Here is a 14,779-nt window from a genome sequence, read left to right as displayed (position 1 = left end):
CACGGTTCAGACCTTCGCTGCATCCCCGATCCCACTGAACCCTTGGCGGGATCAGCTACGACCATCGCCGACAACCGTAGCTGGACCGGCCACGGTTCAGACCTTCGCTGCCTTCCCCGCCCCCACTGAACCCTTGGCGGGATCAGCTACGACCATCGCGGGCAACCGTAGCTGGACCGGCCACGGTTCAGACCTTCCCCTGCATCCCCGATCCCACTGAACCCTTGGCGGGATCCGCTACGACCATCGCCGGCAACCGTAGCTGGACCGGCCACGGTTCAGACCTTCGCTGCCTTCCCCGATCCCACTGAACCCTTGGCGGGATCCGCTACGACCATCGCCGGCAACCGTAGCTGGACCGGCCACGGTTCAGACTTTCCCCTGCATCCCCCGATCCGACTGAACCCTTGGCGGGATCAGCTACGACCATCGCCGGCTACCGTAGCTGGACCGGCCACGGTTCAGACCTTCGCTGCATCCCCCGCCCCCACTGAACCCTTGGCGGGATCAGCTACGACCATCGCCTGCTACCGTAGCTGGGCCGGCCACGGTTCAGACCTTCGCTGCATCCTCCCGATCCGACTGAACCCTTGGCGGGATCAGCTACGACCATCGCGGGCAACCGTAGCTGGACCGGCCACGGTTCAGACCTTCGCTGCATCCTCCCGATCCGACTGAACCCTTGGCGGGATTAGCTACGACCATCGCCGACAACCGTAGCTGGACCGGCCACGGTTCAGATCTTCGCTGCATCCCCGCCCCCACTGAACCCTTGGCGGGATCAGCTACGGGCTAGGCGGTCCCGGCGCTCTTTTCCAGCGTTCGGAACATCCGCCATCAAATGATCAGCCGCACGCCACCCAGGTCTTCCAGTCGGTGCTTCAGGTGCCCGCTGGGCGATCCGATAAACATCAGGTTGGTTGGGATCTTCCACTGTTCGGACAGACGATGAATCGCGTCCGGTGAAAATTCGCCGGGTAACGCGACAAACTCCATGTCGATCTCCGGATAGACCTCGTCCAAGTAGCGAATGTGCTCGGCCAGTTTTGGCGGAATCGGATTTTCGTCGTTGTAGAACGACACGAGTTTGACGCGATTGGTGTGTTCGTTCTGTTCGATATACAGCATCACGCGATTCAGATTGGCGACGTGATCGCCACGAGTGAAGTACACGATGGGTTGATCCCGGACCTTGTCCACAATGCCGTGCAGGCTGTCATCGACCCGATTGATTCGCCGCGCCGCCCCGGCCCACCAGGCCGCCGAGGTCCGATCATCGTTTTCGATCGCGTCGCGTTTTTCACGCCGGACACGCCGTCGTATTTCATCCACAAAGAACACAATCAACTGCAAAATCTGGACACGAGTCAACATCACAGTGACCACCAGAACCGTCGGCACCAGATACTCCAAAAACACCATCAGGTATTGTTGGTTCAGCCGCGCATTACCCCAAATCGCGATTCCCACAGCCAGCAACGCGAGCAGCACGGTTCCCCAGGATGCCTTGGAGGGCCGCGGTAAATGACGACGTTTGATCTTCAGCAGCAGGTTGCCGATTGCAAACAGCGCCATCACCGACAGAAATGACAACGTGTAGACAGCCGCCAAAGATTCCAAATCGCCACGGGTGATCAACAGCACCGAAACCGACAGCGCGAAAAACAACAGGATGATTCGATGTGGCGTACCACGACGGTTCTCTTTCAACAGAAACTGTGGCAAACAGCGGTCCAGCGTCATGCGTTTGACCAACCCCGTGACACCGACGTTACTGGTCAATGTGGCACCGCTTAGAACGAGCACCGCATCGACACTGACCACCCAGCGCAGCCAATCGCCGGCGGCCAGACCGCCCATATGCGAAAGAAGATCCGTCTGAAAGTCCTCCTGAATGGCGGCGATCGGCACCAGGGCCAGAGCCAAAATCGCCATGCCAGGATTCAAGAGCGTGACGGCGATCCACATGTTGCGCAGTGTCTTGGGGAACACCCCTTCGGCCTGTTCTTCGACAAAGTTGGCCGACGATTCAAATCCGGAAATCCCTAGCATCGCAGCGGCGAAACCAAAAAAGATCGCCATCCGAAATCCGCCCGTTGTCGGCAGGCTAAGATTTTCCCACAGCACGTCAGTGCCCACCGTCGCAATCGTCAGCACACCAAAGATCATGAGCACCAACATCGATCCGAGATGAAACAGAAAGATTGCGATGGCGACGAATGCGGATTCGGTGATGCCCATGATGGTCAGCATGGCAAACAAGAACAGCAATCCGATCGTCGCTGGGATAACCGGCAATCCATCCCACAGCGAATGCAGGTAGTGCATCGCCTCGTTGGACGAAATCACGGCGGTGGCCATGTACGATAGAATCGTCAAACAAGCCGCGATCGATGCGCGATACTTGCTGGTCGTGTTGAGCAGGGCGTTGTAGGCGCCTCCGTTTAACGGCAGCGCGCCGACCACTTCGGCGTAGATCGAACGGAACAAGTACAGCGTTGCGGCGACCAGCAACAGACACACCGGCGCCCAGCGTCCGGCATAGCCGATCGCCAATGCTGACACGTATAAACAGGACGACGTGATGTCGTTTCCGCAAATTGCGGTCGAAGCCAACTGACCCAATTTGGTCGGTTTCGGATGAGTCATTCAGGAACCTGTTGATCGGCGCTGCATCAATCTCGCTGGAGACAGCTGTCGACTGGCCAACGCCATCCCTTCAACCGCTACCAAGAACCACCCCATTTGGTGCCAATGCAGGCCTTATTGTGTCTGATTGTGGCTGCCGATGCCATCCAGCGGCGCCGCAGATTCTGCGCCGGGAGCCTCCGTTTCAACGGCCGCCTGCTGCAACGGTTTGCATCTTGCCTGCAACCCGCTGCAGATCGCGATGCTCGGGTTCCAGACAACCATCGACGTAATTTTCCCGCCACATTTCTGCCAACATCTCGCGCTCACGCCGTGTGACGGTCGTCCCATCGATGCTTTTCCATTGGTCTTCATGTCCGGCAAATGCAATGCATTCGGGCAGAATGCCTAGCATTTCCATCCACCATGGCGGCCGACACCAAACCGTCATGATAAATTCACCCGTTTGGGCAATGGAGTCATCCAGGGAAATGAATTCGTAGCGCATGAGTGCTCCTCCGCAAGCCTTAAAGTCAAGATTGGTTCCCGATCGCATTAAAAAGCAATCGCTGTACCAATCCGCCGTCCGCCGGAAATTCCGCGCGATTGTCCGAACGATTCGAAGGAGCGCGAGTGGTGCGGCCATATCCGAATTTCGGGTCGCCAATTCGTGGCGTAAGCTTCCAGCTTGCGATTCACCCGGTGTGGTGATGGCAAGCTAGAACCTTGCCCCACTTTTGAACGTTGACGCACCACAGGGGCATTCACGCGCGCTGTTTTCCCTCGCTGGAACGGCCACGATTCGGAATCCCTCTCTGACCGATTTATCCCAGATTGGGATCCGCTACGGCACTGGCTGACCGCTGAGCACTTGATGGGTTAAACTCGTTTGATGCGAATTGTTTCATTGCTTCCCAGCGCGACCGAAATTCTTTGTGGGCTAGGGCTGCGCGATCAATTGGTCGGTGTGACCGATGAGTGTGATTATCCGCCGGGTATCAATCAGTTGCCGACTGTCACGCGCACGCTGATTCCTGGCGATGCCAGCAGTCTGGAGATCGATGGATTGGTGCGTGAGCGATTGCAGTCCGAGCAGGCGCTGTATTCACTTGACCTGTCGGTGATGAAAACGCTGGATCCAGATCTGATCGTCACCCAAACACTGTGTGATGTTTGTGCGGTGTCCGAGCGAGAAGTCAATGCGGCGGTGTGTGAGCTTGGCGGCCGAGCCCGTGTGGTGAATTTGCAGCCGCATGATTTGGCTGACGTTTTGGACAGTATCCGAATCGTTGCAGAGGCCGCGGGTTGCGTTGAGAAAGCGGCGCCGTATGTCGCGAACCTACAGGATCGGATTGACACAGTCGTCGCCCGCGGTCAGGCAATCCAACGTCGGCCGCGAGTTCTATTGCTGGAATGGATTGATCCGCCGTTCTGTGCCGGGCACTGGAGTCCACAATTGGTGCAGCTCGCTGGCGGACAAGAATTGTTTGGTGTTGCCGGCCAGCGCAGTGTCACGTTGACCTGGGATGCGATTGCCGATGCCGATCCCGATGTGATGGTGATCGCATGCTGTGGTTTTGACATCCAGCGGGCGCGACAGGAGATTCCTGTCCTACGGTCGCGGCCGGAATGGAACTTGTTGGCGTGCGTCAAAACCGACCGCGTATACATGGTCGATGGATCGGCCTATTTCAATCGGCCCGGCCCCCGATTGGTCGACAGTTTGGAAATCTTGGCGCACGCATTGCATCCCGATCGACATCCGCTGCCCAGCGGACTTGAACCGGCACTCAAGGTTTCAATAGAGGCCTAAGGGATGGGGCAGGAGACATCTGGACGCCTATTGTTCGAGGTCTTCCCAGCGTTGATAGGCTGCGGCGAGTTCTGATTCGGCCTTGGATAGTTTGGCTGCGTCGGTGGCGATTCGGTCGCCGGCGGATTGGTAATACTCTGGATCGGCCATGGCTTGATGCAGATCGGCAATCTGTTGTTCCAAGGTCTCGATCCGCTCTGGCAATGATTCCAGTTCACGCTTTTCTTTGTACGACAATTTGCGCGCCGCGGTCGCAGTCGGCGTGGCGGTCGAACTTGGGGCCGCGGTCGCTGCACCGTCTCGCTTGGATTCACCAGCGGAAGGGCGTGGTTTGCTGTCGGCCCGCACGGATGAACTGTCCACACCCGAATCGGCGCGGCGCTGCACGGCGGCACGCCAGTCGTCGTAGCCCCCGATATACTGCCGAATCGTGTCGTCTTCGAACACGATCGTGCTGGTGACCACGTTGTTCAAAAACGTTCGGTCGTGACTGACTAGCAGCAAGGTGCCAGCGAATTCGACCAGCAGTTCTTCCAACAGTTCCAGTGTCTCGGCGTCCAGGTCGTTGGTCGGTTCGTCCATCACCAGCACGTTGGCCGGTTTGGTCATTAGTTTGGCCAACAGCGCGCGGTTGCGTTCTCCGCCGGACAGGAATTTGACTTTGGTCCGAGCCCGTTCCGGGGTGAACAGGTAGTCTTGCAAGTAACCCAAAACATGTTTGGACTTGTTGCCGACCTGCAGTTGGTCGCTGCCGTCACCGACGTTTTCTTGCACCGTTAATTCGGGATCCAGCGTGTCACGCAACTGATCAAAGTAGGCGACTTCCAGTTTGGTGCCCAATCGCACCGTGCCCGAATCGGGTTTCAATTGGCCCAGCAAAAGTTTTAACAGCGTTGATTTGCCGGCACCGTTGGGGCCAATGATTCCGATCTTGTCGCCACGCATCAATTCGATTGAAAACTGGTCGACGATCGGCTGTTCCTCGTAGGCAAAACTGACATCGGTCAGCTCGGCGACCAGCACGCCGCTGCGATCGGCGCCTTGCAATTCCAACTTGGCTTTGCCGACTTGGTTCTGTCGCTGAGAGCGTTCGGCACGCATTGCTTTGAGCGCCCGCACCCGGCCCTCGTTGCGAGTCCGACGAGCTTTGATTCCTTGTCGGATCCAAACCTCTTCTTCTGCCAGTCGTTTATCGAACAACGCATTCTGTTTGGCTTCGGCTTCCAGTGCTTGTTCCTTGCGAACCAGGAAAGTCTGGTAGTCACAGGTCCAGTCGAACAGTCGTCCGCGATCAACTTCCCAGATCCGAGTTGCCAATCGTTGTAGGAACGAGCGGTCGTGAGTGATAAAGACCAGCGTCTTTTCCCAGCGAGACAAGAAGTTTTCCAGCCACAAAATGGATTCGATATCCAGATGGTTGGTTGGCTCGTCCAGCAACAAGATGTCTGGTTTAGAAACGATCGCCTGGGCCAGCAAGACACGGCGTTTCATTCCGCTGGAGAGCGATTGAAATTCAACCGAACCATCCAATTGCATCCGTGACAGCGTGGTTTCGACCGCATGCTCGGCTTCCCATCGGGTCGCCGGGTCGTCGACGGTTTCCTGGGGCACGCCGCGGAGTACGATTTCTTCGATGGTGCCATGCACGTCCGCTGGGACATCTTGGACCAATCGAGCAACACGCGTCCGATCGCCCAGTTGGATTTCGCCATTGTCAGGGGCAAGTTCACCCGCCAGCATTTTCAACAGGGTTGTTTTGCCGGCGCCGTTGCGGCCGAGCAATCCGATTCGTTGTCGCGATTCGATTTGTGCGGTGACGGAGTCCAACAGGTTGGGGCCTGCAAAACCGATCGAGACGTCCGCAATTGTCAACAGTGCCATGTTGCGATTTCTTCGCTAGATTTTTAATGAACCAACAACGTCTTTGATACAGTTTGCCCCGAGTTCGCCGAGCGCGGCGGGCAGCTGATCAATCAAACGCACTGAAACGGTAGGGTCGTAATAGTTGGCGGTACCGATCTGTACCGCTGAGGCTCCGGCGACGATGAATTGCATCACGTCGTCGATGGTTGCGATGCCGCCAATTCCGATGATCGGGACGTTCACCGACGAAGCGACTTGGTGCACGCATCGCAGTGCGATCGGTTTGATCGCCGGGCCGCTCATGCCGCCCATGCCGTTGCCTAGCATCGGTCGTTGGCGACGCCAATCGATGGCCATTGCCAAGACCGTGTTGATCAAACAAACCCCGTCGGCGCCACCGTCGGCAGCGGCCTGTGCGATCTCGGCGATGCGGGTGACATTGGGCGTCAGTTTGGCCAGGATCGGCACGTCACACTCTTTTCGCGTCGCGGCCACCACGTCGTGGCATGACGTGGGGTTGGATCCAAAATCCACGCCGCCACTGACGTTCGGGCAGGACAGGTTCAATTCGATTGCTGCCACGCCATACGCCCCGACGCGACTGGCCAATGCGACGAATTCGGCTTGGGTCCGACCGGCCACGCTGACCACGATTGGAGCGGACAGGGATTGAAGGTAGGGCAAGTGGTGTTCAAGGAATGCTTCGACCCCATCATTGTCCAGGCCGATGGCGTTGAGCAGTCCCGCGGAAACCTCGACGGTGCGCCAGGGTGCATTGCCGATGCGTGGTTCTGCAGTGATGGTTTTTGGCAGCACCGCACCCAACCGCGAGACGTCCACGACGTGCTGCATCTCACGGGCGTATCCGAATGTTCCGGAGGCCACCATGATCGGGTTGGGAAGCGACAACCGGCCGATGTTGGTCGCCAACTGGATGGTTTCGGTCGTGCTCATGGATTGGTTCTCTGGCGAATCAGGCGGGTATCGATTTCGGCTAACAGAACGCCGGCTACTTCCGATTTGGATCCCTTGACGCGCACCACGACAGCGCCCGCGGCGTCCAGCAGTTCGACTTCGTTGCTATCAGAATCGATCGCGGTGGGGCCGTTACTGACAATCATATCGCAGTGTTTTTTTTCTAGTTTGACAGTAGCCCGAAACCGCCGGTCTTCCGTTTCCAATGCAAATCCAACCACCCACTGGTCGGCCGTCTTAATTTGTCCCAGGGTCGCGACCACGTCCGGGGTTTCGACCAACTGCAATGTCAACGGCTGGCCGGTTTTGGCAATTTTCTGGGTCTCTACCACCATCGGCATATAATCGCAGGGTGCCGCTGCACCGATGGCCCCTTCACAGCGAGCAAACCATTCGCGACCGGCCGCCAGCATTTCATCGGTGGTGACCACCGGCACAATCGTCGCGGCTGCGGGGTAATCGATGCTGACCGGTCCGGTCACGATCACAACCTCGTGACCCAGCTCGATCGCTGCATTGGCGAGCGCCGCCCCCATCCGTCCGCTCGACGCATTGGATAGGTAACGAACGGGATCCAGGTACTGACGCGTCGGGCCCGACGTGATCAAAATTCGTGCCACGCCGGTCTATTCCAATGTTTTGTCGATCAGCTGGTTCAGTCGCTCGGTGGAAATTTGCATCTTGGCAGCAGCCAGCGCAAACAGACGCTTTTCACTTTCGTCCAATTTGCCATCGGCGGCCATCATCCGCACCAAGTCCACCATCAACTCATCTCTCGCCTGCGATCCGGCTGGCAACTCCAACGCGGCTTCGTCTCCCAATCCGAATCGAATGGCGTGATGCAATTCAGATTCGCCCAGGCCGAGTTCGTGGCAACGCTCGGCGACAAACGCGACTTCGCGCTCGCCGATGGTACCGTCGGCCATCGCCATCACAACGAGGTTGCGGAGCTGTCGGATGCGGTCACTGAAGTGGTTTTCGTTCATGTCGGGAATGTTAACCCTTGTTTCGCTGACTGACTAGCAGAAGCTTCCGCCGGGGGACATCCGATCACCGCCAGATCGGTCGTGACACGGGCGTCAAAATTTTGTTACCCCTGCGATTGAAACCTAGATTTTTACTTTTCCAACGGAAATTCGACGGCTCAGGTGTGATGGAAACGCGACATGCATGCAAACGGCAGATTCGTCCGGATCGACTAGTCGTCGTCCGCTGGATCCTGGTCGCCGCACTGTTTTGCGCAGTCGGTGTGACCGCGGCACAGGACAGCGCCGAAATCACTACCGCTGCCCAGCAACCCGCCGACAAAGCGGCTGGGTTGTCGCTGTGGGAGAGAGGCATATTGACGTTTTCCCCGTCGAAAGAGACTGACCAGGCTGCGGATCTGCCGACCTATCAATTCCCTTTTCCGGCAGAAAATGCGGTTTCGAGCGATGTCACATCGAATCCTGACGTCACCGTGGCGGCTAGCGAAACGCCGGTTGAAAATGAATTCGATGGCGCCGTTCAACCGGTCGACTACCAAATCAATCCGCTTACGATTGAATCGGGTCCACGATTGGCCGGCCCACAAAATGGCTTGCCGGGCACGCCGTCGGCGGACCTTTCACTGCCGATTCCAGACCTGCCCAATGCGAACGTGCCGATGATCGAATCGTTGCCATTGCCGACGGCGCCGGGCGCCGTCATCGGCAATGGAGTTGCCCCGGAGGGGGCGGCGACAACGATCGGCGAAGCGATTGCGGCGGGCGAAAACGGCGAAGAATTACCGCTCGAGGAAGAAACGGCGGCCTGGTACCAGATCCCTTGGTTGTGGATCACTCGCGGGTGGAAGAATCACGCTGAATTGGGGATGGATGGTGCTAGCGGGAATTCGCGGACGCTGGCGTTTCAGACCGGTTTGGAGATGAAGCGGAAAACGGACCTATACACATTTGCGTTGGACTTCGATTACCGCAAAGCCACCAACAATAAAATCACGACCGAAGACAATGGTCGGTTGAATCTAGACTACGACCGCTTGTTGCATGAATCCAACTGGTCCGCGTTCGCCAAATTTGGTGCCGAGTGGGATCAATTCAAAGCCTTTGATCTGCGGCTGAACTTGAATAGCGGCCTGGGTTACTACTGGCTTCGCGATGAAGAAACCACGTTCGTGACCCGGTTCGGTGCCGGTGCGTCTCAAGAGATTGGGGCTCCCGACGACGACTGGAAAGCGGAAGCCGTTTTCGGCACCGAATTCGAACGCCAGTTGAACCGCTATCACAAACTCAAGGCCAAGGTCGATTATTTCCCGGCCTGGGAGGACTTTTCAGACTTCCGGATGGTCAGCGACATCGCTTGGGAGATCCTGTTGGACGATACCGAAAACCTGTCGTTAAAATTGGGGCTGACCGACCGCTACGACAGCACGCCGCAGGGCGCGAAGCCCAACGACGTGTATTACTCGTTGCTCCTGTTGGTCAAGTTTTAGACCAGCTTGGTTTCCCCGGGGACCGCGTGGTGCGATTCGGGACGTGGGCCGTTGATATCGAAGTCGGCTGGGAACAACGCTTGCTTGGATTCATTGACCATGAAGTCCCAGGTCACGTTTTGGCCGGTGTAGGCTGCGGCCCGTCCCAGGATAGCGGTCATCGAACTGTCGGCGGTTTCTTTGAGTTCGACGATCGGATCACCGGCGCGAATCGAATCCACCAAATCCTTGTGTTCCTGTTTGTAAGCCGCACTGATATCACCCTTCATCGACCAGATCTCTTTGCCGGCACGATCGACGATCGATGCGCCGCGGTTGGATCCATAGATCGTCGCGGTCCCTTTGCTGCCGTAGATATGGTTGCTGTTGTCGCCGGCGGTGCCTGGGATTTGGCGACACATAAACGACACCTGGCGTGAGCCCGGGTAGGTGTAATCGACAGAGACGTTGTCCCACATCTCACTGTCTTCGGGCCGAGTGAATCGACCTCCACTTCCATAGGCGGAAACCGGTGCGTCTTGCATGACCCAGTTCATCAGGTCGATGTTGTGGACCGCTTGCTCGGCGATTTGATCACCGGAAAGCCAGATAAAGTGCATCCAGTTGTGAACTTGGTATTGGGTGTCTGACATGCCTTCTTTGCGAGGGCGGTACCAAATCCCGTTGCTGCAATATCGGGCCGTCATGTTGATCACGTCGCCGATCACGCCTTCGTGGATTTGGCGAACCGCTTCGACATAATTGGTTTGCCGACGGTATTGTGTTCCCGTCACGATGGCCGTGCCATTGGCTTTGGCTTTTTCGTGAGCTTGCAGACACAGACGGTATCCGGCCGGGTCAACGCAGGACGGTTTTTCGGCAAACACATGCTTGCCAGCGTCGACGGCGTCCATCACATATTGGGGGCGAAAGCCCGGGGGCGTCGTCATGATGACCAAGTCGACATCGGGATCGTCCAAGACCTGTTTATAAGAATCGATCCCGAGGTAATTCTTTCCTGGTGCGACCGAGACTTTCTCTCCGAACTTTTCCAGTCGTTTGAGGATCTGTTGTTTGTACGGATCGACATCAGCCGTTGCGACCAACTGCACGTTGTCGTTGATGGTCAGTGTGTCGGTCAGTGCTCCGGTGCCGCGGCCACCGAGACCGACGATTCCGATGCGGACCAGTTCTGGTTTTCCTTCGCTCGGTTCTGCACCGCGAACAGGGCGCTGGAGCGCGGCTGCGCCAGTCAATCCGGCCGTGACAGCCGAACCGGTCTTGATGAACTGTCTGCGAGACGATTTTCGGGACGGGGGATCGCAAGACGGTTCGCCCTGCTGTACTGCGGGAGCGGACGGTTCGGGCAATTCAGACCGATTCAATTCAGACATGCGTGTTTCCTGAAGGTGGGTAGACAGACGATCTCGTGCTGGCGTTTTCGCCCGTGGCGGGAAATCATGGTAGTAAAATGGACACGGTCAGATGACGTGAATCGCACCGAAAGCCATTTGCCCACCAGACGTGTCATTGTAATAACCACGTGTCGAACGATGTGACCCGTGACAGCAACGCCAAAACTGATAGACTTTCCCAAATGACAGACCAACAATCCACCGAATCGAACCAGCCCGAAGCTAAAGCATCGGCTAGTTCTCCCAAATCATTCAACCCGATGGTCTCGCCGTCGCGCTCGATTCGACCGTATGGGATCGACGAGAGTCGCAAGATCGCAGCAACGGCAGCACAAGTCGCGTTGGACAATAACGGCACCGATGTTGCCGTTCTGGACGTCTGCGGGCAGTCCGCCGAGTTTGATTTGTTCGTCTTGGCAACCGGCCAAAGCCGTCGCCAATTGCATGCGATCAGCGAACAAATTGACGATGCCTTGGAAAAAGGCATGGGCGAAAAGCGGTTTAGTATCGAAGGCTACGACGAAAGCCGATGGATCGTGCTGGACTATGGCAGCGTTGTGGTCCATCTGTTCGACGAAGAAACGCGAGAATTTTACGACTTGGAATCGTTGTGGGCCGATGGCAAAACGATCCCGTTGTCGGATTTGGGCATCGAAAACTCCGATTGAGAATCCGGCTCGGGCTGCCTGGCCCCGTTCTTGATCATTCTATCCGTTCCTGCACTCTGTAGGTCCGCGTCGAGGTTATCTGCCTCCGCCGTCGGACGTTCTGGAAAGAACAATGCACATACCTTCGTTGTTGACCGAGCGTTTTTCTGACGCCTTGGGCCGCTGTGATTTTGCGACCACGATCGATCATCTGGACCGCTACGCGGGGATGATTCGGCCGGCCGGAAATCCTAAGTTTGGTGACTATCAGTCGAATTGCGCGATGCCGATCGGGAAACTATTGCCCGACAGCAATCCGCGTGATGTTGCCGCACAAGTGATCGCGCAGATCCAACTGGACGATCTCTGTGACCCACCGGAAATCGCCGGGCCGGGATTCATCAATTTGCGGATCAAAGACAGCTTTCTGCAGACGCAGTTGAAGGCGATGTTGGACGACGACCGTTGCCTGGTCACGGCTTGTGAATCACCGAAAACAATCCTGTTGGATTATTCGTCGCCCAATGTCGCCAAACCGATGCACGTGGGGCACATCCGCACCACGGTGATCGGAAATTGTTTGGCAAAAACGCTGCGTTTCATTGGTCATCGGGTGATCACCGACAATCACCTGGGCGACTGGGGGACTCAGTTCGGGATCATTATTTATGGTTACAAACATTTCGGCGATCCAGAAATTGTTCGCCAAGACCCGGTGCCTGAATTAGCCAAACTGTATCGTGTGGTTCATCAATTGATGGGGTATCACAAATCGGTTGCGTCAATTCCAAAGTTAGAATCCGAGCTGGAGCATCAGCAGGCCGAACACAGCGTTGCAGTTGAAGCGGCAAACTCGGCAGAAGGAAAAGACGCCAAGAAAAAGCGTAAGGCCGCTGATTCATTGGCCAAGAAAATCAGCGCCACCGAATCGGCGCTTGATGCGGCTCGGAAAACGATTGCAAAAACTCAGTCGGATCCGGTGATGATGCAACGGGCTGCCGAACACCCCGATATCAGCCAAGCGGTTTTGGCAGAAACGTCAAAGTTGCATGCGGGCGACGCAGAAAATTGCCAATTGTGGGAACAGTTTCTGCCGTATTGCAAAGACGAAATCAATCGCGTCTACGACCGTCTGAACGTCAGTTTCGACTACACCTACGGCGAATCCTTTTATCATTCGATGTTGGCAGATGTCGTCGCCGATCTAACGCAACGGGGACTGGCCAGCGAAAGTGATGGCGCGGTGTGTGTGTTTTTAGACCAATTCGAAGCACCGATGATTATCCAGAAACGTGACGGGGCGTTTCTGTATGCGACGACCGATCTGGCAACGTTACGCTATCGAACCGAACACTTTTCACCCGACGAAATTTTGTATGTCGTCGATGCAAGACAGAGCGAACACTTTGAAAAATTGTTTGCCGTCGCAGAACTAACCGGGCTGAGTGATGCTCGGCTGGTCCATATCAGTTTCGGCACGGTGCTGGGGGAAGACGGCCGACCGATGAAGACACGCAGCGGATCATTGATTGGGTTGGAAAGTCTGCTGAATGATGCCGTCGATGCTGCGTATCAAGTCGTTTGTGATCCAGAACGGGTGAATAAACTAGACCCCCCTATGGATGATGATGAAAAACGACAGGTCGCAGAAACCGTTGGGATCGGCGCCATTAAGTATGCTGATTTAGCACATGATCGAACCAGCGACTACAAATTCAACTTGTCTAAAATGGTTGCGTTGACTGGGAATACATCAACGTATGCCCAGTACAGTTATGCACGTACCGCAGGCATTCTGCGCCGGATTGGGCTGACCGAGGCTGAAGTGGTCGAACGCGCAAAGACCAGCGGGTTGTTGCTGAACCATCCCGCAGAGCGGGCATTGGGATTGCAATTGTTGCAATTCGAGGAAGCATTGCAGAGTGTTTCTGACAATCATGCTCCCAATCATTTAGTTGATTATGTTTATGCCACCGCAGAAACCTTTTCTCGATTCAATGATCAATGTCATGTGATGAACGCGGAAACGCCTGACATTCAAAACACGCGATTGGCATTGGTGGTTCTGACCGGTCGTGTGATCAAGAAAGCGTTGGAATTATTGGGGATTGACGTCGTCCAGCGGATGTAGGTGATTGACAGGATTTACCGCAATCGTATTGTAGGGTGACAGTATGGATTGAGGGTCGATTCTTATAGAAGTCGACTGCGACTTACAATCTACTTCGCTCTTCAACATGTGCCCCCCGACGGAAACGCCGGATTCGAATCCCTCTCCGGGCACCACCGAACAAAAGGAACAACAGATGGCCAAGAAAAAAGGCGAACCGAATAAGTCACTTGCAATTCGTGAGTACCTAAGCGCCAACCCAGGCGCAAAACCGAAAGAAATCGTTGCTGAGATGGAAAAGCAGGGGATCACTGTTTCGGCCCAGTTTGTTAGCACCGTCAAAACAAACAGCAAGAAATCAAGCAGCCCGAAACGCCGCGGCCGTCCAGCCGGATCAAAAAACAAGACAGCGACCAAAGCCAAGGCGACTGCCGGTCGCAGCAGCTGGGCCAGTCCCGCCAAGGCGTCGGACTCCGTTTCGATTGACTCGCTATTGCGTTTGAAGAAAGTCGTCGAAGAGATCGGCAGTATCGAAGAAGCCAAATCGGCGCTCAACACGCTGGAAAAACTGGCGAAGTGAGTTTCGATTGCTCAGCGGTTGGCGGAAACCTAGACGCGGGGTATTCGTGATGTTGGCATCGCTCAACGGCTGATGCAATATTCGGGCTGACAACACGGTTCAGTAGTCGCCCCTAGGTATTCCAACCGCCCCTGTCGTGCCAGCACGCCAGGGGCGGTTTCTTTTCCGCTCGCGTTTTGGTCAGGGAGCGGCGAAATGGGCAGGCATTGGTGTAAACTGATCAAGTCTGACGATCGCGATTGCAGTGCTGGTGGTCGTCGATACATTTGATTTTCTGACCGCAGCCCCGAATTCGC

The 14,779-nt window shown here is 56.1% G+C and carries 12 protein-coding genes; 5 read left to right on the top strand and 7 right to left on the bottom strand.

Annotated elements, in window-relative coordinates:
• Nucleotides 1-837: 837 nt before the first annotated feature.
• Together NHH03_RS25420 and NHH03_RS25415 are read right to left on the bottom strand one after the other, a co-directional pair.
• Nucleotides 838-2,649, bottom strand: coding sequence for an APC family permease (locus NHH03_RS25420; RefSeq protein WP_253161067.1), 1,812 nt, complete (start codon nt 2,647-2,649; stop codon nt 838-840).
• Between the two features lie 184 nt (nt 2,650-2,833).
• On the bottom strand, nt 2,834-3,136 hold the full coding sequence (locus tag NHH03_RS25415) for a hypothetical protein (protein WP_253161066.1): 303 nt from the start codon (nt 3,134-3,136) through the stop codon (nt 2,834-2,836).
• A 384-nt stretch (nt 3,137-3,520) separates the two neighbouring features.
• Here NHH03_RS25415 and NHH03_RS25410 point away from each other — a divergent pair, with 384 nt between their 5' ends.
• Nucleotides 3,521-4,441: a cobalamin-binding protein gene (locus NHH03_RS25410; protein WP_253161064.1), complete on the top strand. Its 921-nt coding sequence runs from the start codon at nt 3,521-3,523 to the stop codon at nt 4,439-4,441.
• A 27-nt stretch (nt 4,442-4,468) separates the two neighbouring features.
• Here NHH03_RS25410 and NHH03_RS25405 read toward each other — a convergent pair whose 3' ends face one another.
• Genes NHH03_RS25405 through NHH03_RS25390 form a run of 4 tightly spaced genes read right to left on the bottom strand, consistent with a single transcriptional unit; the run spans nt 4,469 to nt 8,265 of the window.
• Complete coding sequence (locus NHH03_RS25405) at nt 4,469-6,316, bottom strand: ATP-binding cassette domain-containing protein (RefSeq protein WP_253161069.1); 1,848 nt, start codon at nt 6,314-6,316, stop codon at nt 4,469-4,471.
• A gap of 21 nt (nt 6,317-6,337) precedes the next feature.
• The gene (locus tag NHH03_RS25400) at nt 6,338-7,258 is read right to left on the bottom strand and encodes a dihydroorotate dehydrogenase (RefSeq protein WP_253161061.1); all 921 of its coding nucleotides are present in this window, start codon (nt 7,256-7,258) and stop codon (nt 6,338-6,340) included.
• Nucleotides 7,255-7,899: a phosphopantothenoylcysteine decarboxylase gene (locus tag NHH03_RS25395; RefSeq protein ID WP_253161060.1), complete on the bottom strand. Its 645-nt coding sequence runs from the start codon at nt 7,897-7,899 to the stop codon at nt 7,255-7,257. The genes NHH03_RS25400 and NHH03_RS25395 overlap by 4 nt, the downstream gene beginning before the upstream one ends.
• A 6-nt stretch (nt 7,900-7,905) precedes the next feature.
• Nucleotides 7,906-8,265, bottom strand: coding sequence for a tellurite resistance TerB family protein (locus NHH03_RS25390; RefSeq protein WP_253161058.1), 360 nt, complete (start codon nt 8,263-8,265; stop codon nt 7,906-7,908).
• Nucleotides 8,266-8,432: 167 nt separating this feature from the next.
• Between NHH03_RS25390 and NHH03_RS25385 the strand changes: the two genes are divergently transcribed.
• Nucleotides 8,433-9,752, top strand: a complete 1,320-nt coding sequence (locus NHH03_RS25385; protein WP_253161056.1) for a DUF481 domain-containing protein — start codon at nt 8,433-8,435, stop codon at nt 9,750-9,752.
• Here the strand turns inward: NHH03_RS25385 and NHH03_RS25380 are convergent.
• On the bottom strand, nt 9,749-11,125 hold the full coding sequence (locus tag NHH03_RS25380) for a Gfo/Idh/MocA family protein (RefSeq protein ID WP_253161053.1): 1,377 nt from the start codon (nt 11,123-11,125) through the stop codon (nt 9,749-9,751). The two genes, NHH03_RS25385 and NHH03_RS25380, sit on opposite strands and share 4 nt — an antisense overlap.
• Before the next feature lie 203 nt (nt 11,126-11,328).
• On the opposite strand from NHH03_RS25380, the gene rsfS reads away from it, so the two are divergent.
• The 3 genes from rsfS (at nt 11,329) to NHH03_RS25365 (ending at nt 14,483) form a co-directional block, all read left to right on the top strand.
• Nucleotides 11,329-11,814, top strand: a complete 486-nt coding sequence (rsfS, locus tag NHH03_RS25375; protein WP_253161051.1) for a ribosome silencing factor — start codon at nt 11,329-11,331, stop codon at nt 11,812-11,814.
• A gap of 112 nt (nt 11,815-11,926) precedes the next feature.
• Nucleotides 11,927-13,924 (top strand): arginine--tRNA ligase, encoded by a 1,998-nt coding sequence (argS, locus tag NHH03_RS25370; protein ID WP_253161049.1) that lies wholly within the window; start codon nt 11,927-11,929, stop codon nt 13,922-13,924.
• 175 nt (nt 13,925-14,099) lie between these two features.
• Nucleotides 14,100-14,483, top strand: coding sequence for a hypothetical protein (locus NHH03_RS25365; protein WP_253161048.1), 384 nt, complete (start codon nt 14,100-14,102; stop codon nt 14,481-14,483).
• The last annotated feature ends 296 nt before the right edge of the window (nt 14,484-14,779 follow it).

This window comes from Stieleria tagensis, assembly GCF_024129865.1.
GTDB classification, from domain to species: domain Bacteria; phylum Planctomycetota; class Planctomycetia; order Pirellulales; family Pirellulaceae; genus Stieleria; species Stieleria tagensis.
This window is presented reverse-complemented; position numbering and strand designations above follow the sequence as displayed.